This window comes from Bradyrhizobium sp. JR3.5 (assembly GCF_054057015.1).
Genome location: NZ_JBSRYV010000002.1, coordinates 3999987 through 4020000 on the forward strand (window position 1 = coordinate 3999987; position 20014 = coordinate 4020000).

At 62.4% G+C, this 20014-nt stretch carries 14 protein-coding genes, 2 tRNA genes, 2 rRNA genes and 1 riboswitch (1 of these 19 running past the window's edge); of the genes, 9 read left to right on the plus strand and 9 right to left on the minus strand.

The genetic code is table 11. The features are described 5' to 3' along the window. Nucleotides 1-11: 11 nt before the first annotated feature. Complete coding sequence (locus ACVWW1_RS35960) at nucleotides 12-875, minus strand: chorismate mutase (protein WP_456659156.1); 864 nt, start codon at nucleotides 873-875, stop codon at nucleotides 12-14. Nucleotides 876-1061: 186 nt separating this feature from the next. Next, a riboswitch (SAM riboswitch) is annotated at nucleotides 1062-1141 on the plus strand. 84 nt (nucleotides 1142-1225) lie between these two features. On the opposite strand from ACVWW1_RS35960, the gene metX reads away from it, so the two are divergent. Next, the gene (gene metX, locus ACVWW1_RS35965) at nucleotides 1226-2431 is read left to right on the plus strand and encodes a homoserine O-acetyltransferase MetX (protein ID WP_456659157.1); all 1206 of its coding nucleotides are present in this window, start codon (nucleotides 1226-1228) and stop codon (nucleotides 2429-2431) included. Beyond that, nucleotides 2428-3093, plus strand: a complete 666-nt coding sequence (metW, locus tag ACVWW1_RS35970) for a methionine biosynthesis protein MetW (protein ID WP_176533773.1) — start codon at nucleotides 2428-2430, stop codon at nucleotides 3091-3093. The genes metX and metW overlap by 4 nt, the downstream gene beginning before the upstream one ends. Before the next feature lie 93 nt (nucleotides 3094-3186). Here metW and ACVWW1_RS35975 read toward each other — a convergent pair whose 3' ends face one another. Further along, nucleotides 3187-4059, minus strand: coding sequence for an alpha/beta fold hydrolase (locus ACVWW1_RS35975; protein ID WP_456659158.1), 873 nt, complete (start codon nucleotides 4057-4059; stop codon nucleotides 3187-3189). 230 nt (nucleotides 4060-4289) lie between these two features. Between ACVWW1_RS35975 and ACVWW1_RS35980 the strand changes: the two genes are divergently transcribed. Next, nucleotides 4290-4934, plus strand: coding sequence for a TIGR02594 family protein (locus ACVWW1_RS35980; RefSeq protein ID WP_456659159.1), 645 nt, complete (start codon nucleotides 4290-4292; stop codon nucleotides 4932-4934). Between the two features lie 81 nt (nucleotides 4935-5015). On the opposite strand, the gene ACVWW1_RS35985 is transcribed toward ACVWW1_RS35980, so the two are convergent. The 4 genes from ACVWW1_RS35985 to ACVWW1_RS36000 all read right to left on the minus strand — a co-directional run bounded on the left by ACVWW1_RS35985 (nucleotide 5016) and on the right by ACVWW1_RS36000 (nucleotide 9061). Next, nucleotides 5016-5945, minus strand: coding sequence for a TIR domain-containing protein (locus ACVWW1_RS35985; RefSeq protein WP_456659160.1), 930 nt, complete (start codon nucleotides 5943-5945; stop codon nucleotides 5016-5018). 298 nt (nucleotides 5946-6243) lie between these two features. Next, the gene (locus ACVWW1_RS35990) at nucleotides 6244-7587 is read right to left on the minus strand and encodes an IS1380 family transposase (protein ID WP_176528776.1); all 1344 of its coding nucleotides are present in this window, start codon (nucleotides 7585-7587) and stop codon (nucleotides 6244-6246) included. 119 nt (nucleotides 7588-7706) lie between these two features. Then, a complete protein-coding gene (locus tag ACVWW1_RS35995; protein ID WP_207833364.1) occupies nucleotides 7707-8489 on the minus strand; it encodes an MOSC domain-containing protein in 783 nt (260 codons plus the stop codon). 56 nt (nucleotides 8490-8545) lie between these two features. Next, nucleotides 8546-9061 carry a GNAT family N-acetyltransferase gene (locus ACVWW1_RS36000; protein ID WP_207833362.1) on the minus strand — a complete coding sequence of 172 codons (516 nt, stop codon included), beginning with the start codon at nucleotides 9059-9061 and terminating at the stop codon, nucleotides 8546-8548. Nucleotides 9062-9117: 56 nt separating this feature from the next. Here ACVWW1_RS36000 and ACVWW1_RS36005 point away from each other — a divergent pair, with 56 nt between their 5' ends. Next, the gene (locus tag ACVWW1_RS36005) at nucleotides 9118-9681 is read left to right on the plus strand and encodes a helix-turn-helix domain-containing protein (protein ID WP_176533767.1); all 564 of its coding nucleotides are present in this window, start codon (nucleotides 9118-9120) and stop codon (nucleotides 9679-9681) included. A gap of 191 nt (nucleotides 9682-9872) precedes the next feature. Further along, nucleotides 9873-12524: an ATP-dependent chaperone ClpB gene (gene clpB / locus ACVWW1_RS36010; protein ID WP_456659161.1), complete on the plus strand. Its 2652-nt coding sequence runs from the start codon at nucleotides 9873-9875 to the stop codon at nucleotides 12522-12524. Between the two features lie 54 nt (nucleotides 12525-12578). Here the strand turns inward: clpB and ACVWW1_RS36015 are convergent, their stop codons facing one another. The 3 genes from ACVWW1_RS36015 to ACVWW1_RS36025 form a co-directional block, all read right to left on the minus strand. Next, a complete protein-coding gene (locus ACVWW1_RS36015) occupies nucleotides 12579-12845 on the minus strand; it encodes a hypothetical protein (RefSeq protein ID WP_456659162.1) in 267 nt (88 codons plus the stop codon). Nucleotides 12846-12940: 95 nt separating this feature from the next. Beyond that, nucleotides 12941-13303: an SPW repeat protein gene (locus ACVWW1_RS36020; RefSeq protein ID WP_207840399.1), complete on the minus strand. Its 363-nt coding sequence runs from the start codon at nucleotides 13301-13303 to the stop codon at nucleotides 12941-12943. A 183-nt stretch (nucleotides 13304-13486) separates the two neighbouring features. Further along, nucleotides 13487-15550, minus strand: a complete 2064-nt coding sequence (locus ACVWW1_RS36025; RefSeq protein ID WP_456659163.1) for a M23 family metallopeptidase — start codon at nucleotides 15548-15550, stop codon at nucleotides 13487-13489. Between the two features lie 1005 nt (nucleotides 15551-16555). Here ACVWW1_RS36025 and ACVWW1_RS36030 point away from each other — a divergent pair. The 4 genes from ACVWW1_RS36030 to ACVWW1_RS36045 form a co-directional block, all read left to right on the plus strand. Further along, a 16S ribosomal RNA gene (locus ACVWW1_RS36030) occupies nucleotides 16556-18047 on the plus strand. Nucleotides 18048-18256: 209 nt separating this feature from the next. Then, nucleotides 18257-18333 (plus strand) — tRNA-Ile (locus ACVWW1_RS36035). A 35-nt stretch (nucleotides 18334-18368) separates the two neighbouring features. After that, nucleotides 18369-18444, plus strand: a tRNA-Ala gene (locus tag ACVWW1_RS36040). 420 nt (nucleotides 18445-18864) lie between these two features. After that, nucleotides 18865-20014: ribosomal RNA gene (locus ACVWW1_RS36045) — 23S ribosomal RNA — on the plus strand (it continues 1696 nt past the right edge of the window). Together the 16S and 23S rRNA genes with 2 tRNA genes alongside form the textbook arrangement of a ribosomal RNA operon.

Genomic DNA, 20014 nt, shown 5'->3' on the forward strand with positions numbered 1-20014 from the left:
CGGCTCTTACTTCAGGTCCTGGCCGATCCGTTAGAGGGCACCGTATAGCGCGTTGCGTGGCTGCCGACGAGGGCCGAAGAGCGCACCGAGGCGCCGGCCTCGATCAAGGCGAGCTTGATCTTCTCGAAACCCTTGTTAGTCAGGTCTTGCCCGGTGACCGACACCAGCAGGGCTGCGCCGTCGAACGCGGTGTCAGGGACCGCGACGATCTCGGCGAGCGGCGCCAGGGCGCGGGCGACATCGGCGTTCCAGCCGGAGACGCGCACGCTCCAGGTCTGCACCTCGGTCACCATGGCGTCGTCGGCGACCCGCGAGATCACGAACACCGGCAACGCGGCGGGATGGTCGGCGCGTTCGAGGAACGGCAGCCGTGCGATGATCTTCGGCGCGCCATCGGCTTCGAGCGCATTCCACCACGGCGTGCGGCTCGCGATCGCGGAGACCAGCGCGAGGTCGCCCTTCGACTTCGCCGCCGCCTCGACCGCGGCCTGGGCGCTGAAATGCGACACGTAAGGCACCACGAAGCCGAAGTGAAACCGCGCCGAGTCGCGCATCGCGGACTCGCCCACGGAAACATCGGCATGCACGGCGAACGGCGCCTGCACATAGGTGAAGGTCGAGATGATGACGCGCCAGATGCTCTCGATGGTGTCGAGCGGCAGGATGCCGCGATGGCGCCGCACCAGTTCGCGCATCATGCTGGCCTCGCGCGCCGGGCGGAACGCCGAGCCGACCTCCTGGGTCTTCTTGACCTGGATCAGGCGGTCGATGATGTCGCCGCGCGCCATCAGCAGGCGGTGAACCTGCTCGTCGATCGCATCGATCTCCTTGCGCAGCTCCTGCAGCGAGGGCGGCGACGGGAGTGGGTTGGACATGCTCTCAAACCTTGTCGTCCGGGCGGCCCGATGCCGTGCCAGACAGGGTCCCTGATTAGGAAAGACGGCCAGCGAAAGCAAAGAGAAACGTCGCAGGCGTGCCTTGCGCATTCGGTTAACCATCGGCGCCCGGCAAGGGGAGGTTCGCTGGCCGCCTTGACGACGGGGGGCCTGAGGACTAGGTTCGCTCCACTCCGTGGTCATTTGAGCCGGCCGGCTTGCAGCCACGTTAAACAACTCGCTAAACAGGCCGGGGACAGATCAGCTCCCGGCCGAACCTTGTTCAGGCCGGGTTTTTTATGGCCTGATTTTCTGTTCGAGCCCTCCCACGCGAGGGCAGGGTCGCCTAGATGAGCAACGTGCGTCCGATACCGAGCCCGCAAACCCCGAGCGATGATCGCGCCCATGAGGCCGATCACCCGTCGTCATTGGTGGCGAAGTTCGGCATGGATCAGCCGCTGAAGCTCGATTGCGGCGTCGATCTCGCGCCGTTCCAGATCGCCTATCAGACCTATGGCCAGCTCAATGCTGACAGGTCCAACACGATCCTGATCTGCCACGCGCTGACCGGCGATCAGCACGTCAACAACACCCATCCCGTCACCGGCAAGCCGGGCTGGTGGGACACCATGGTCGGCGCCGGCAAGCCGATCGATCCCGAACAATACTTCATCATCTGCTCCAACGTGATCGGCGGCTGCATGGGCTCGACCGGGCCCGCGTCGCTGAACCCTGCGACCGGCAAGGTGTGGGGGCTCGATTTCCCGATCATCACGATCCCCGACATGGTGCGCGCGCAGGCGATGCTGATCGATCGCCTCGGCATTGCGACGCTGTTCTGCGTGGTCGGCGGCTCGATGGGCGGCATGCAGGTGCTGCAATGGACCGCGGCCTATCCCGAGCGCGTGTTCTCGACGCTCGCGATCGCCTGCTCGACGCGGCACTCGGCGCAGAACATCGCGTTCCACGAGCTCGGCCGTCAGGCCGTGATGGCCGATCCGGACTGGCGCGGCGGCCGCTATGTCGACGAGGACACGCATCCGCATCGCGGACTGGCGGTGGCGCGGATGGCGGCGCACATCACCTATCTCTCGGACGCCGCGCTGCACCGCAAGTTCGGGCGGCGGATGCAGGACCGCGAGCTGCCGACCTTCTCGTTCGATGCGGATTTCCAGGTCGAGAGCTATCTGCGCTACCAGGGCTCGTCCTTTGTCGAGCGGTTCGACGCCAACTCCTATCTCTATCTGACCCGTGCGATGGACTATTTCGACATCGCCGCCGACCACAATGGCGTGCTTGCGAAAGCGTTCACCGGCATCAAGACGCGGTTCTGCGTGGTGTCGTTCACCAGCGACTGGCTGTTTCCGACCTCGGAATCGCGCGCGCTGGTGCATGCGCTGAACGCGTCGAGCGCACGGGTGTCGTTCGCCGAGATCGAGACCGATCGCGGCCATGACGCGTTCCTGCTCGATGTGCCGGAATTCCTCGAAATCTCCCGCGCCTTCCTGCAGGCCGCCGGCAAGGCGCGCGGACTGAAGGACGACGGCCACTCATGAGCATGCAGCAGACACTGCCCTTGCCGGGCGTCGCGCCGGAGCGGACCGGCGGCTATCGCACCGATCATCTGCTGGTCGCCGACATGGTGCGGCCGGGCTCGCGCGTGCTCGACGTCGGCTGCGGCGATGGCGAGCTGTTGCAGCTCTTGGAGAGCCGCGGCATCGACGGCCGCGGCATCGAGCTGTCGCGCGAGGGCGTCAATGGCTGCGTCGCCAAGGGCCTCGCGGTGGTGCAGGGTGACGCCGACACCGACCTCGTCAACTATCCCGATGACGCCTTCGACTACGTGATCCTCTCGCAGACCTTGCAGGCGACGCGGCAGCCGAAGGTGGTGCTGGAGAACTTGTTGCGGATCGGCCATCGCGCCATCGTCTCGTTCCCGAATTTCGGGTTCTGGAAAATGAGGCTGCAGCTCCTGATCGGCGGCCACATGCCGCGGACCGAGAATCTGCCGGCGAGCTGGTACGACACCGCCAACATCCATTTCTGCACCATCAAGGATTTCGTGCAGCTCTGCGAGGAGATCAACGTCAAGATGGAGCGCGCGGTGGCGCTCGATCTCTACGGCCGCCCGGTGCCGCTCAACCTGCCCTGGTGGGTGTGGAACATGTTCGGCGAACAGGGCGTATTCCTGCTCAGCCGGGGTGGGAAGGCGAAATAGCTGCCGTCATTGCGAGGAGCGATAGCGACGAAGCAATCCATGCTTTCGCGCATGCGGGAAGATGGATTGCTTCGCTTCGCTCGCAATGACGATTTACACCGGCGCGGCCACCAGCGACCTCGGATCGCGCACCGGCCAGCGGCCGGCCTCGACCAGTGCGATGAAGCGCTCGACCATCTCGTTGAACAGCGCCGGCTCCTCGAGGTTGAGCACATGGCCCGACTTCGGAAAGAAGGAGAGGCCAGCGGCCGGCAGATGCTGCTTCAGGAACAGGCTCGGCGCGATGCAATTGTCGTCCTCGTCGCCGCACAGGATCAGCGCCGGCGTCGGCACGCGTCTGATGGCCTCGGTCATGGTGTAGATCGAGGGTCGGCCGCCCTGGAAGCTGCGCATCGTGTTGGCCGACCCCTTGGCGTCGTGGCGGGCGAGCGCGGCGTAGAAATCGGCATGGCCGCGCGGGTCCTTGACCAGGAACGGAATCCGGCTCGGCGCCTCGCGCGTCACCTTGGCGACCTCGACCGAGCCGATGGTCTCGTACTGCTCGGCATTGGCGCGGCACTGCGCGCGGAAGGCATCGAGATTCTCGAGGCTGGAGCCGGAGCCGACCGCGGCCAGCGTCATCGAGAGCGCGCGCTCCGGTGCGTTGAGCGCGACCTGCAGCGACGAATAGGAGCCCATCGAGAGGCCGATAAAATGCGCCTTGGCGATGCCGAGATGGTCGAGCACTGCGAGCGCGTCGGTGTAGAAGTGCGTGTAGGTGTAGACGTCGGCATTCGGAGGCGCGTCCGACGGCGTGTAGCCGCGCGCGGAATAGGCGATGCAGCGGTGTCCGCGCGAGAAGTATCGCATCTGCGGTTCCCAATTGGTGTGATCCGCTGCGAACTCGTGCGGGAAGATCATCGGGGTGCCACTGCCTGCCTCTTCGAAATGGAGGCGGACGTTATCTTTCGTGACGGCATGGGGCATTGAAATCTCCTCTCGTTGGCCGCCCTCAGATTTGCAATTAATTTCCGCGGCTGCAATGCGGCAGTTCTGGCTATTTTCGTCATGGAATTTGCGCGGAATGACCCAGAAATCGTTCTCCCTGCGCCGCATGAAGTCTTCCTCGCGCCACATCCCGATTTTCAAAACCACCGCCGCATTCCCTTGGGAACGCGACGGGGAGTTGGGGGGCGTTTCAGAGGATCTCGTGAAGTATGGTTCAGTTGCTTGCGTATCGCCGGTCGCTTCGAGTTTTGGCGCTGGCTCTGTGTTCGCTCACGCTCGCCGTGATCTCCGCCGCTCCGGCGTCCGCCCGTCCGCATCATTCGCGTCACGCGCATTCGGCCCATGCCGGCCATCACGCGCGGCACTATTCCCACCACCGTCACACAGCGCGGCTGTCGCGCGCCGAGCGTCGCGCCCAGATGCAGGCGAGCGGCTTCGGCGAGGCCAATGCGGCCGTGATGCCCGGCGCTGAGGCCGCGTCCATGAATGCGACAGGTGGCTTCGGCTCCTCCGGAATCGTCGACACGGCGCGCCGCTATCTCGACGGCAATCCGACCGGCCGCTCCAGCCTGTGGTGTGCGCGCTTCATGAACATGGTGCTGCAGCAGACCGGCCATCGCGGCACCGGCTCCGACATGGCGAGCTCGTTCGCCAAATACGGCACGCGCGTTTCGGGGCCGCAGGTCGGCGCCATCGCCGTGATGGGCCGCCGCGGCGGCGGTCATGTCGGCATCATCACCGGCGTCGATGCCAAGGGCAACCCGATCATGATCTCGGGCAACAGCAGCCACCGCGTCCGCGAGGTGCCGGTCTCGCGCGGCCGGATCTACGCCTATGTGATGCCGACGAATTGATCAGGGACTGGCCACCTCTCCCCTGAGAATGGGGAAGGTGGCCATACGCGGTGCGAGATCAACCGATACTGCCGGCTGGCCTCACTTCTCGTGCTCCTTCGCCTCGATCGTGTCGACGTTGGTCGTCTCGAGGTTGCTCAGGGGGACTTCGACCGCAGCGGGTTGATACCAGGCGAATTGCGAGAAGTAGTTCGCGAGCACCTGATCCTTGAAGAACCGGCCATGCGCGAAAATCTCGTTTCGTGCGATGCACAGCTCGATCGCCGACATGTCCTTGAGATCGGCCTCACTCAGAAATCGTCGATCGGAATCAGGAAAGAGAAAGCCGTCATGCGCCTTGGCGCGCTGCGTGACGGAGGCCGGAACGGCGGGCGGCGTCGCGCGTCCGACGGTGGTCTGATCGTCCTGTCCGCCTGACTTCGCCACGGTATGTTCGAACGCGGGCCCGACGGTCCAGACGGCCAGCGCCAATGCCGCGGCGGCGAGGCCTGCGCCGTACTTCCAGTAGCGCTTGATCGGCGAAACTTCACGCAGCGGCGATCGCCCGGCCTCACTCAGGACCTCGTTGATCGTATCGATCAGGCGGGTCATGTGCACGCGAAAATCCTGACCCGAGTCGACCCGGGCGGCGTTGCAGAAGTGCAGGAAGCGAAGCGATTCCGGCAGCTCGGCGGCCTCCGGCATGGTTGCGCCGTTCACCAGCAGCGGCAGCAGCGTCTTGTTGTGCTTCAGCGCCGTTTCGATCTCGAAGCGCACGGAATCTGCGGGATCCTCCAGACGCGCAGGTTTCCCATCGTCAGTCTTGCCGATCCAATGCGGACCGATCACCGCGATGACGACGTCGCAGGCGACGATGGCCTTGGCGATCCGGTCGACGAAGTTGGCGCCGGTGCGAATGCTGTTGACGTCGAAGAAGACGGATTTCTCACCGTACTTCTCGATCAGATGGTCGGCGATGCGGCCCGCTGTGTCCTGATCGACCCGCCGGTACGAAACCATGATCATGCTCATGGCAACCCCGTGCAATCAATTTCGACAAATTTGCTGAAATTCAAAATGTCGAGTGAAGTCTATTGCACGCAACCGAACATTGCAATGCGATGCACGTTTATGCCGTCTTCAAGGAATACGGAACCTGGGGCGTGACCTAGCCCGTCTTATTCATGATTGCCGGGCGGGGCAGCTGGAACATTTCCGGTCGGGGTGAAGGCGCGCGCGAACGCTTCGGCTTTTTCGCCGCTTTTCGACCCGACTTCGTGAACGCGTTGGAGGACGGCAGCGGGGTGACCGGGGGCTCATGCCCCGCGCGTCAGGGTGCTTGCGGGACCAGAGCGTTTGCCAAGCCGCGGAACAGGTCGGCGTCGGGGCACGCCGCAGCGAAGGCGAGACGGACGCGGGTGGCGGTCTCGATGACGCGGGCTGCGATCTTGAGAAGCCTGAGCCTGATCGTGTTGAACTCGGCCGTTGCCAGATCGCGCGGCTTTGGGATGGCATCGCGCACGGCGAGGATGAGCCAATAGGCGGCGGTGTGGAAGACGAGGCGGACCTGGTTGGCGAGCGCCGAGCGGCAACTGGTGCGATCGGAGGCGAGCTGGGTCTTGTGCAGCTTGATCAGGTTCTCGGCCTGTCCGCGAGCGCAATAGAGGCTGTCATAGATCCACTCAGCCGAGCCGATATCCAGGCTGGTGACGACGTAGCGGACGTCGAGCCCTTGTTGGGTTGCCTCGATGCGGGCGACGACGCGGCGCTCACGATGCCAGGAGCCGGCCGCGTGGCGGGTCTCGGTGTAGCCGCGAACCACGATCTTGTTCTCGATCGCACGTTCGGTTCGAAATGCATCACAGACCTCGTCGACCTTTCTGGCGAGCGGCTTCGTGCCGGCTAGCGCGAAGATGTAATCGACGCCGTTTTGCTCGCAAAAAGTCATCGCCTCGGGGCCGGCGTAATGGCTGTCGCCGCGGAAGGTGATACGCGTATCGGGCCAGCGCCGGCGAATGCGCCGAACCAGGCGGCGCAGGTGTGCCCGCACCTCGCGGCCGCTCGGCGTCTTGCCGGGGCGCAGGATGACCGCAACAGGCCGGCTGTGCTCGGTGTCGTAGACGTGGATCGGCAGGAAGCAGTGTTCATCATAATGGGCGTTGAACAGCGAGAGTTGCTGACGGCCATGCACCACGTCGACCGTGTCGTCGATGTCGAGCGTGATTGCGCTCGGCGCTCGCGCGTAGCTGTCCATCCATAGGTCAACCAGCACAGAGCTCAGCCGGATCACCTCGCGCAGGTGTGGTGCATTCTCCAGGCGCGATAGGGTCGGCTGCGAACACAGATCCCGGCCAGTGTCCGGCAGTCGGCCGCAAGCCAGCTTGAACGCCGGATCGCCGCGTAAACGATCGAGATCATTGCCATCCTCGTAGCCACACGCGATGGCGAAGATGCGGGCGCGGATCATATCCGCAAGGCTGTGCACGATGCGTCCCGGATCGCGCCGCTCGGGGAATACGCAGGACAACTTCGCGGCCAAGCCGAGGCGCCGGTCCGCCATGGCCAGAAGCATGACGCCGCCATCCGACGTCAGCTTGCCGCCGTCGAACGAGGCTGTGATCTTCTTGCGGGAAACGGCTGGAAATGAGAACGGCAGACTCGTATCGTCGGTCATGGCGAGTGTGGCGGCCCGGATGCGCGGAGGGTGGGTGTCAGCAACCGAATCCTACGCCATCTCAGCGGCTTACGCCACGCTCGCCAGCCTCTCAACAAGCCGCTGATGAATAAGACGGGCTAGTGCGGTTCCGCGGCAATCGTGTCGCCGACGGCCGCGCCGCCGTCGCTGATGATCTCGGCGTAGATGCCGCATTCATTGTTGCCGAAGCGCTGCATCAGCGTGTTCGGGACCGAGAGGTCGCGCGCGCCGGTATCGGGATCGACATTGACCGCGGCGCAGCGAGTGATGCGCTTCACCACCTTGGCCCGCGCGCTGCCGATCGCAATGGTCTGGTCGAGCAGGCTGGCCTCATGCCAGGCCGGCCAGCCGTCGACATAGAGATTGGCGCGGAAGCGCAGCGGATGGACCGGCGCCTGCACCATGTCCTCGATCGCCCGCAGGCTCGCCAGGTTGATGATCGAGACCACCTTGCGCGGCACGTCGGAAAAACTGTGCCCGGCGCTCACCAGCACCTTCGGCGGTCCCTTGATCTGGCCGGCATGACGGTCGGCGAAATAGCGCTCGATCGCCGCGCGCCCCGCCTCCGTCTCGAGATCGCCCTGCGCCACCATCGCGCCGTCCCGGCGCAAGGTCAGCACGTGGCTGTCGTCGTCGAAATGGGCGCGCAGCGGCGCCAGCCACTCGTCCCGCTGCAGCATCAGGAAATGCGGCTTCGCCAGCCACTTCGGCGCCGACGGATCGAAACCGCTCGGGCCGTTCTCGATCGCGTAGCGGCGATCCGAGCGGAGCGTCTCGCCGACCTTGAGCTCGACGCGGGGCAGCGGCTCGGGCGTCAGACCCTTGACGGGATAGCGGTAGATGCCGGTGATCCGGGCGGAGGAGGTGTGCGTGGTGTCCATCCGCTCGCTCTAGCCTGTTTGGCGCGCGAGGAGAACCGCCGCCGAAGCGAAGGCAGCTAGTCGGGCCGCGCCGCGCCTGCGGCATCCAGCAGGCGCTGCATGAAGACGAGATCAAGCCAGCGGCCGAACTTGCGTCCGACCTCCGGCATCCGCGCGACCTCGACAAAGCCGGCCTGCGCGTGCAGCCGCAGCGAGGCGGGATTGCCGCCGTCGATGCCGGCGATCATGACGTGCTTGCCGAGCGCGGTGGCAGCCGCCACGAGCTCGTCGACGATGACGCGGCCAAGGCCGCGGCCGCGATGGTCGGCATGGATATAGACGCTGTGCTCGACGCTGTAGCGGTAACCCGGGAAGGCGCGGAAATCGCCGAACGTGCCGTACCCAAGCACCACAGGCCCTTCGGCCGCGATCAGCACCGGGTAGCCCAGTGCCAGCCGGGCCTTCATCCAGGCCAGCCGTTCGGCCTCGGAATCCTGCTTCTCGGTCCAGATCGCGTTCGAGTTGGCGACCGCCTCGTTGAAGATCGCGGTGATCGCAGGAATGTCCTGCTCGGTGGCGGGGCGGATCATCATGGTCGTTCCTCGACGGGCCTCTTGAACAACTCCCATCGTCCACTATATAAGACATTATGTCAATTATAGAAGACAATGCCGATGAAGCTCTCGGGCGGCGAGTTCGCGCTGAACGGGAGGGCCGCGGCTGGTCGCTGGCGGAACTCGCCGGGCGGGCTGGCGTGTCCAAGGCCATGCTGAGCAAGATCGAGCGGGCGGAGGCCAGCCCGACGGCGGCGACGCTGTCGCGGATTGCCACGGCCTATGGCCTGACCATGGCCGCGCTGTTCGAGGTTGCCTCACACACTTCCCGCCTGCAGCGGGCCAAGGATCAGCCGGTGTGGCGCGATCCGAAGGCGGCCTATCTGCGGCGGCAGGTGTTCCTGCATCCGGCCAATCCGCTGGAGCTGGTGGAAGTCGAGCTGCCTGCCAGGCAGGAAGCCGGCTTCCCGGCCAGCGCCTATCACCTGATCCGTCAGGTGGTCTGGGTCATCAGCGGCCGCCTCACCTTGATGGAAGGGGCGGAGCGCCATGAGCTCGCTGCGGGAGACCGCGTCGAGCTCGGGCCGCCGTCGGATATCGTCTTCCGTAACGAAACTGCTCAGCCCTGCCGCTACCTTGTCGCCATTGTGCGGCGCTGAGCTCCATCGGGTGAAATCGCAGACCGTGGCTCTTCCGTTTCGGAACCAAGTGCCCACATCTGCGGCAAGCCTGAAAAATGATGGCGACGACCAGAGGCTGGTTGAGGAAGGTCAACGCGGCCCGCGGAAACCCAATGAAGATGCCGTTGTCATGCCTGAATGGGTGACGATGGCAGGCCGAGGGAAAACGAATGAACATTGAGAAGTACACCGAGCGCTCGCGCGGATTCATCCAGTCTGCCCAGTCGCTCGCAATGCGCGACGGTCACCAGCAGTTCTCGCCCTTGCATCTGTTGAAGGTGCTGCTGGACGACAATGAGGGGCTCGCCGGCGGTCTGATCGACCGTGCAGGTGGCAATTCCAGAGCGATCCTGAAAGCGACCGAAGAGGCGCTGAACAAGCTGCCGAAGGTTTCGGGCAATGGTGCGGGACAGGTCTACCTGTCGCCGGAGCTGGCGCGCGCCTTCGATGCGGCCGAAAAGGCCGCCGACAAGACCGGCGACAGCTATGTCACGGTGGAGCGGCTGCTGCTCGGGCTCACGCTCGAGAAGGGTAGCGAGGCGGCCTCCATCCTGAGCAAGGGCGGCGTCACGGCGCAGAACCTGAATGCGGCGATCGAAGCGCTGCGCAAGGGCCGCACCGCTGATAGCGCGACCGCCGAGAACGCTTACGACGCGCTGAAGAAATATGCCCGCGACCTGACCCAGGCTGCGCGCGACGGCAAGCTCGACCCGGTGATCGGCCGTGACGAGGAGATCCGCCGCACCATCCAGGTGCTGTCGCGGCGGACCAAGAACAATCCCGTCCTGATCGGTGAGCCCGGCGTCGGCAAGACCGCGATCGTCGAGGGCCTGGCGCTGCGCATCCTCAACGGCGACGTGCCGGAGAGCCTGAAGGACAAGAAGCTGCTGTCGCTCGACATGGGCGCCTTGATCGCCGGCGCAAAGTATCGCGGCGAGTTCGAGGAACGACTCAAGTCGGTGCTGCAGGAGGTGACATCCGCCGAGGGCGGCATCATCCTGTTCATCGACGAGATGCATACCCTGATCGGCGCCGGCAAGACCGACGGCGCGATGGACGCGTCCAACCTCCTGAAGCCTGCGCTCGCGCGCGGTGAGCTGCACTGTATCGGTGCGACCACGCTCGACGAGTACCGCAAGCATGTCGAAAAGGATGCGGCGCTGGCCCGCCGGTTCCAGCCGATCTATGTGAGCGAGCCGACGGTCGAGGACACCATCTCGATCCTGCGCGGCCTGAAGGACAAGTACGAGCAGCATCACGGCGTACGCATCACCGACTCCGCGTTGGTGGCCGCGACCACGCTTTCGAATCGCTACATCACCGACCGCTTCCTCCCCGACAAGGCCATCGATCTGATGGACGAGGCGGCGGCGCGGCTGAAGATGCAGGTCGATTCCAAGCCTGAAGAGCTCGATTCGCTGGATCGCGACATCATCCGGCTGAAGATCGAGCAGGAGGCGCTGAAGAAGGAGAACGATGCCGGCTCGAAGAGCCGCTTGCAGACCCTGGAGAAGGAGCTCGCCGGGCTCGAGGAGAGGTCGGCGGCGCTGACGGCGCGCTGGAGCGCGGAGAAGAACAAGCTCTCCAATGCCCAGAAGCTGAAGAGCGAACTCGATGCGCTCCGCGTCGAGCTTGCCAATGCGCAGCGTTGCGGCGAATTCCAGAAGGCGGGCGAACTGGCTTACGGCCGGATCCCCGAGCTGGAAAGGAAGCTTGCCGACATCGAGGCAGCTGAGAGCGGCAAGCAGAACGGCGGCGAGATGATGGAGGAGGCGGTCACCGCCAACCACATCGCGCAGGTCGTCTCGCGCTGGACCGGCGTGCCGGTCGACAAGATGCTCGAGGGCGAAAAGGACAAGCTCCTGAAAATGGAGGACGCACTCGCCAAGCGCGTCGTCGGCCAGGCCGAAGCGGTGCGCGCGGTGGCAACTGCGGTGCGCCGTGCCCGCGCAGGCCTGCAGGATCCGAACCGGCCGACCGGCTCGTTCATGTTCCTGGGGCCCACCGGCGTCGGCAAGACCGAGCTGACCAAGGCGCTCGCCGCTGACCTGTTCAACGACGAGACCGCGATGGTCCGCCTCGACATGTCCGAGTTCATGGAGAAGCACTCGGTCTCGCGGCTGATCGGCGCGCCTCCCGGCTATGTCGGCTACGACGAGGGTGGTGCACTGACCGAAGCCGTGCGGCGCCGGCCCTACCAGGTCGTGCTGTTCGACGAGATCGAGAAGGCGCATCCCGACGTCTTCAACGTGCTGTTGCAGGTGCTCGATGACGGCCGCCTGACCGATGGTCAGGGCCGCACCGTCGACTTCCGCAACACGCTGATCATCATGACTTCGAACCTCGGTTCGGAATTCCTGGTGAATCAGCCGGAAGGCGAGGACACTGCGGCGGTTCGCGATCAGGTGATGGGCGTGGTGCGGGCGCATTTCAGGCCGGAATTCCTGAACCGCATCGACGAGATCATCCTGTTCCACCGCCTGCAGAAGAGCGAGATGGGCCGCATCGTCGAGATCCAGTTCGCGCGGCTGCGCAAGCTGCTCGAGGATCGCAAGATCGAGCTCACGCTCGAGGCGAAGGCGCGGGATTGGCTCGCGGAAAAGGGCTGGGATCCGGCATACGGTGCCCGCCCGCTGAAGCGGGTGATCCAGCGCAGCGTGCAGGATCCACTGGCCGAGATGATCCTCGCCGGCGAGGTCAAGGACGGCGATCGCGTGGTGATTTCGGAGAAGGGCAATGTGCTGACCTTCAACGGTCAGGTGCCCAAAACCGCCGAGATCGTGCAGTTCGATGCCCCGGTCTCGAAGCGCAAGCTGAACTGACACGCACATGCAAAAGCCCTCCCCGCGGTCGCGGGGAGGGCTTCGTAATCAAGGCTAGTCCTGCGGAACGATCGGTGGACTGAGCTGACCGGGCTCGTCGTCATCGGCGGGTTCGAGTTCGGACAGAATATCGACCAGCTCGCGGGTGCGGCCTGTGGCCAGCGGCCTGCCGGCGTTCATCAGCGGCTCGTCATTGGCAAGCCAGGCTTGGGCTTCGGCAAGTTCGGTGATCGTGGCGCCGGATGCGATGATCCTGGCGATGGTGACATCGTCGGCGTGGCCGACGGCCTTCAGCACATCGTCGCGGGTGAGCCCGGTCATGGCGGAAATCCTTGTACATATCTTCGTTGAGCACGGCCAAACCCCCGCCCGCCGGCGATCCGCGCCAGCGGGTAGGGACGCATCGTTTCAGAGCCTCAGCTGTGTGTTGTGAGCCGAGGCGGATGCTGAGACATCGCCCAGAGCTCGATCGCCGCAAGGACTGCGACGGCGATGCCGATCACTACGTGCACGGTCGTCGCGGTGGTCATTGCCTGGAACCCGAGGACCCAGGGCGAAACCAGTGCCCAAAGCCCGACGATGAGGTTCAGCCATTCCTCCCAGACCGCGAATGCCGCGAGCGCGGCGATCGCAAGGACCGCCATCACGAGGCCGACGATGTGGGCGTTGGTGGAAACCGTGCCGGCGTCGAACTTGAACAGCCACGGCGACAGGAAGAGAATCGCGCCGAGGATCAGGTTTGCGACGTCGCACAGCTTTGCGTTCGTCCAGTTCTCCATGACACCCTCCATTGGAGGTTTTACTGCCGAATCAACTGGATGCTCGCCGTTCGGGTTCCCATCCTGGGGCGCGAAATTTATTGAAATTGGCGGCGTGACCGGCCTGGAAACGGCATCGCCTCTGATCTGCGCCTGCAGCGTTTCCCGGAATCTGCGCGGCCGGACAGGCCGGCTCTTGCATCATCAGCGGTTGGTAATGGAGCGCGTCTGCGACGTGGAGCTCGTGGCGTCCGAGACGACGCGCGAACTGCCGCGGCTGGACATCTGGGCTTCGATCCGGTCGCGCTCCTTCTCGAAGCCCGCCAGCATCGGGCCTTCGAGTGAGCGGCCGCGTGGCAGCTTCACGCGCATAGGGTCGACGAATCGGCCGTTGACCAGGATTTCGTAGTGGACGTGCGGGCCGGTCGACTGGCCGGTCGAGCCGACAAAGCCGATCACCTGGCCCTGCCGTACCTTCTTGCCGATCTCCATGCCCTTGGCGAAGGCCGACATATGGCCGTAGGCCGTCTCGTAGCCATTGGAGTGCTTGATGCGGATATATTTGCCGTAACCGCCCTCGTACCCGACCTTCTCGAGCATGCCGTTGCCGGAGGCGAAGATCGGCGTGCCGTAGGCGGTGGCCCAGTCGACGCCGGTGTGCATCTTCACATAGCCGAGGATCGGATGGCGGCGGCCGCCAAAGCCTGAACGCATGATCGCGTTGTTGACCGGCTTGCGGACCAGGAACTTCTTCGCGCTCTTGCCGGTCTCGTCGTAGTAGTCGACGACGCCGTCGTCGGAACTCTGGAAGCGGTAGTATTTCTTGGTTTCGCCGCCGACGGTCAGCGCGGCGTAGAGCACTTCGGTCTTTTCGGTGCTGGTGACGCCCTCGTCCTCGCCGGCATAGAACACGTCGAACGAGTCGCCGGGCTGGACCTTGCGCTGGAAATCGACGTCATAGGAGTAAATCTTGACCATATCGTCGATGACGGTCGGCGGCACCTTGTTGCGCAGCGCGGTCTCGTAAATGCTCTGATAGAGCCGCACGCCGCTGCCATCATCCTCGTCATCGTCGCTGGAATTGTCGGCGGTATCGGTCGTGGTGTTCATGCTCTGCACGTCGACAGCAACGTATTTGCCGATATCGGACAGTGCGGCGACGGCTTCGACGACGGAGTCGTTGGCGACGACCACCCGATAGGGTTGCAGCCGGGCGCCCGGTGCTGACGGCGCCATCAGGATCCGCACCTTCTGGCCTTCCTTCAGCCCGCCGTCGCGACCGCGCGGGCCGAGCGTTGCGGCAATCGCCTTCGCCTCGTCGGGCGTTGCGCCCTGATCGCGCAGGATCGAGGTGATGCTGTCGCCCTTCTTGACGAGGTGAACCCGTTCACCGACCGGATTGCCGCCGGTGACCTGCTCCTTGGTCTTCGGCAGCAGGGTGACGTTCTCCGGCACCACGCGGGTCTCGAAGCCTGCATAGGGGTCGGAGGTGTTGCCCTCGGTGGCGTAAGCCATCCTGATATCGGGGCCGGCGCCGGTGGCATCGGCCGCGGCATTGGCGAGTGACGCGTAGCGCACCGAACCGCCGGAGCCGCGCCAATTGGCGGCGTCGCGGACCCGCATCAGCACGTCGTCGAGTGCGACAACGGCGGCGAGCTTGGCTTTCGGCAGCACGGATCCGAGATCCTTGGTGACGAAAGAGACCTCGGCGTCGGGCTCGGCGGCGTCGGCCGCATTCGGATCCTCGGCCGCCGCCGGCGTGTCGGAGCCGACATCGGTCAACAGACGCTGCGCGTTGAACGCCGGAATCTTGGACGACAGATCGCTTGTGGTCATCGAGAGATTGCCGGAAATCCGGATGAAGGGCCGCACCCGCATCACGTCGCGATTGCCGACGCGGGTCACGGTCGACACGCGCACCAGGCTGCGGGAGGCGGAGGATTCGCTCGGCGGCGGCAGGCGGTCGCCCTTGTGCAGGCTGACGACGCGATCATTGCCGGTGAAGGCGCCGCGCAGCGCGCCTTCGACGCGCTCCGGCACCTTGGCGAAGGTCATCTCGCCATCGAGCGACGCAAAAACGGCGCCGCCGATCAGGGCCGCGCCACATAATCCAGTCAGAATGGTGCCGCTGAACCATTGTACGGAGACACGGCGGCGATCGATCACCGCAGCCTCGGTGCCGTCGACTGAAAGCGGCGGTTCGTGACCGAGATCGATCATCCCGGTCTCGCGCCCAATGCCGCTTCCGCGTGACGCCCGTTGGCTCAACCCGATATCCCCCCAAATTCCAGCAACTGCGATCGACCTCTGCTCGTCCTTGTCCCCACCTCGATCCCCTGAAGGGGAATCTCGGCAGTGTGGCGAGCCACACGCATCGAAATCGAGAAGACGATGGCCATTAGCTAGCCGCACTCTCGAACGTCAAAGGTGTGCAGATCTCTCGATGTTGCTCGGCCGCGTAGGGAAGAGACGACGGGTTCTTGGAGAAAATCGCCTGGTCCCTCAGAAAAACCACCCGTGCCCCCACAGGTTACGAGCGGTTCAATGCATGTCTTATAGCCAGAACGTCGCAGGATTGTGGCTCAAGTGCGGCATTTGAGATGGAAAATCTTCCTGAGGCCGGTCGACGCCGCCGCCCGGTCTGGGAGCGCCGGGGAACCCGTTCCGGAGGGCCTCACGAGCCCTTCGGCGACAAACTTTTTTTGAAGTTTCTTGCCACGCGCGTTGGGTTTCGAATTTTTACCTCTGGCTTAAGCTATGGAAAATGCGAGAATTTTTTCGCACTGCACACGCGATTTGAGCGTGCGACGATTTGTTGACAATGGTCGTTGACAATCCCGAGGGGTGGGGACTATAAACCAACCACTGAGCGCGGCGCCGCCGGGTCACTGACCAAGGCGAGCGAACGCGCCACTGATGCTCCTCACTTCGATGAGTGACACAGCAGCCGACATAAATCGGTTGAGGTTCACTGTTCGTCGCTGAAGGGTAGAACCACCCTCTAAGGGTGTGGGGTCATCGGATCCCGGGCTGTTTGACAAGTGAAGATGAAGAAAGAGAAACGTGGACGGCGGAGTCCTTGCGTCTCTCGGAATACTTGAAAGCTTCGGCTTTTGACTTTCTGAGGGTGGACGGAAGACTTCGGCGGTACACGTTTAAAGGTTACACCATCGTTGCCAGCGATGTGAATCGTAGGCAGCTCGCAGACTTCGGTCGGCGAAGAATGGTGGGACCTCGTCAAACGTTGTGATCAGCCGGTTCAAAGTTCAAGTCCAACTTGAGAGTTTGATCCTGGCTCAGAGCGAACGCTGGCGGCAGGCTTAACACATGCAAGTCGAGCGGGCATAGCAATATGTCAGCGGCAGACGGGTGAGTAACGCGTGGGAACGTACCTTTTGGTTCGGAACAACACAGGGAAACTTGTGCTAATACCGGATAAGCCCTTACGGGGAAAGATTTATCGCCGAAAGATCGGCCCGCGTCTGATTAGCTAGTTGGTGAGGTAATGGCTCACCAAGGCGACGATCAGTAGCTGGTCTGAGAGGATGATCAGCCACATTGGGACTGAGACACGGCCCAAACTCCTACGGGAGGCAGCAGTGGGGAATATTGGACAATGGGCGCAAGCCTGATCCAGCCATGCCGCGTGAGTGATGAAGGCCCTAGGGTTGTAAAGCTCTTTTGTGCGGGAAGATAATGACGGTACCGCAAGAATAAGCCCCGGCTAACTTCGTGCCAGCAGCCGCGGTAATACGAAGGGGGCTAGCGTTGCTCGGAATCACTGGGCGTAAAGGGTGCGTAGGCGGGTCTTTAAGTCAGGGGTGAAATCCTGGAGCTCAACTCCAGAACTGCCTTTGATACTGAAGATCTTGAGTTCGGGAGAGGTGAGTGGAACTGCGAGTGTAGAGGTGAAATTCGTAGATATTCGCAAGAACACCAGTGGCGAAGGCGGCTCACTGGCCCGATACTGACGCTGAGGCACGAAAGCGTGGGGAGCAAACAGGATTAGATACCCTGGTAGTCCACGCCGTAAACGATGAATGCCAGCCGTTAGTGGGTTTACTCACTAGTGGCGCAGCTAACGCTTTAAGCATTCCGCCTGGGGAGTACGGTCGCAAAGATTAAAACTCAAAGGAATTGACGGGGGCCCGCACAAGCGGTGGAGCATGTGGTTTAATTCGACGCAACGCGCAGAACCTTACCAGCCCTTGACATCCCGGTCGCGGACTCCAGAGACGGAGTTCTTCAGTTCGGCTGGACCGGAGACAGGTGCTGCATGGCTGTCGTCAGCTCGTGTCGTGAGATGTTGGGTTAAGTCCCGCAACGAGCGCAACCCCCGTCCTTAGTTGCTACCATTTAGTTGAGCACTCTAAGGAGACTGCCGGTGATAAGCCGCGAGGAAGGTGGGGATGACGTCAAGTCCTCATGGCCCTTACGGGCTGGGCTACACACGTGCTACAATGGCGGTGACAATGGGATGCTAAGGGGCGACCCTTCGCAAATCTCAAAAAGCCGTCTCAGTTCGGATTGGGCTCTGCAACTCGAGCCCATGAAGTTGGAATCGCTAGTAATCGTGGATCAGCACGCCACGGTGAATACGTTCCCGGGCCTTGTACACACCGCCCGTCACACCATGGGAGTTGGTTTTACCTGAAGACGGTGCGCTAACCCGCAAGGGAGGCAGCCGGCCACGGTAGGGTCAGCGACTGGGGTGAAGTCGTAACAAGGTAGCCGTAGGGGAACCTGCGGCTGGATCACCTCCTTTCTAAGGATGGTTCTTCAGCGAGCTCACGCTCACTATCGAACCGTTTTAGAAACATTCAGGGGCCAACAGTTTCAGGATTGTTGAGCTCCATTGGCGGGATTTCGCCGTCTTCGTTTCTCTTTCTTCGCGGACGAACACGCGCCAGGGCTGAGCGCTGTGCGATGCATCGACGACAAGTCGTGTGCGCGCCGGCATGTCCCTCGTGTTAGGGGCTTGTAGCTCAGTTGGTTAGAGCGCGCGCTTGATAAGCGTGAGGTCGGAAGTTCAAGTCTTCCCAGGCCCACCATTTTGATCGAGTGCGGAGCATTCGTCTTCTGGTACGGGGCCATAGCTCAGCTGGGAGAGCGCGTGCTTTGCAAGCATGAGGTCGTCGGTTCGATCCCGTCTGGCTCCACCAGATGGAATTGAAGCTCGACAGTGCACCTTGTGCAAGAAGCTCTGTTCAAATCGTCCGCGAAACATCACTTCGCACTCATTGGTCCGGATGGACGGTGACGTGCGTGTTTTCTGACATCGTAAAGAGGAGATCGATCCGAGTTTGGATCTGCGAAGCAATTCGCGGGTACCATTCATAATCTCCAGATCGTTTTCGGCGCTCGCGCATCGCAGCTCATCGCAAGATGAGTGAGATGAGCGAGTTGTAAAACGATCTTTTTAGCGAAGCTTGACCGCCTCGCTATCGGGCCGATCTTACGAAGCAAGCTGGTCTTTCTAGTCAATGTCCGGCTGCGCAATCGCATTCATCGAGGATGCGCGCCTTAAGTGGCAGTTGTGCAGACAACATTCTGCCGAGTGTGTGGACATTGATAATGAGAGCAATCAAGTGCCTTAAGGGTGTTCGGTGGATGCCTTGGCGCTGAGAGGCGATGAAGGACGTGCTACGCTGCGATAAGCCGTGGGGAGCTGCGAAGAAGCTTTGATCCACGGATTTCCGAATGGGGAAACCCACCTTCGATAGCCGGAACTCCAAGACCTTGTGTTTTGGGGTTCGACCAGAAATGGAAGAAATCAGACCGCGAGGTTTTGGATTTCCGGTTATCAAGAGAAGGTATGAGACTTCCGAATAAAATAGGAGGTTTTAAGCAAACCCAGGGAACTGAAACATCTAAGTACCTGGAGGAAAGGACATCAATCGAGACTCCGTTAGTAGTGGCGAGCGAACGCGGACCAGGCCAGTGATACATCAAAGACAATCGGAACCTGTCAGGAAAGCAGGGCCTCAGAGGGTGATAGCCCCGTACGAGTAATGCGATGATGTATCCACGAGTAAGGCGGGACACGTGTAATCCTGTCTGAACACGGGGGGACCACCCTCCAAGCCTAAGTACTCCTCAGCGACCGATAGTGAACCAGTACCGTGAGGGAAAGGTGAAAAGCACCCCGACGAGGGGAGTGAAATAGACCTGAAACCGGACACCTACAAACAGACGGAGCCCAAGATACGTTCTGGGTGACGTCGTACCTTTTGTATTATGGGCCAGCGACTTAATTTAACGAGCAAGCTTAAGCCGATAGGCGAAGGCGCAGCGAAAGCGAGTCTGAATAGGGCGTCAAGTTCGTTGTATTAGACCCGAAACCTAGTGATCTAGCCATGAGCAGGTTGAAGGTGAGGTAACACTCACTGGAGGACCGAACGGGTGTCTGTTGAAAAAGACTCCGATGACTTGTGGTTAGGGGTGAAAGGCCAATCAAACTGGGAAATAGCTGGTTCTCCGCGAAAGATATTTAGGTATCGCCTCGGATGAATACCTCAGGGGGTAGAGCACTGGATGGGCTAGGGGGACTTACCGTCTTACCAAACCCAACCAAACTCCGAATACCTGAGAGTACTATCCGGGAGTCACACGGCGGGTGCTAACGTCCGTCGTGGAGAGGGAAACAACCCGGACCTACAGCTAAGGCCCCTAATTCGTGGCTAAGTGGGAAAGGATGTGGAAATCCCAAAACAACCAGGAGGTTGGCTTAGA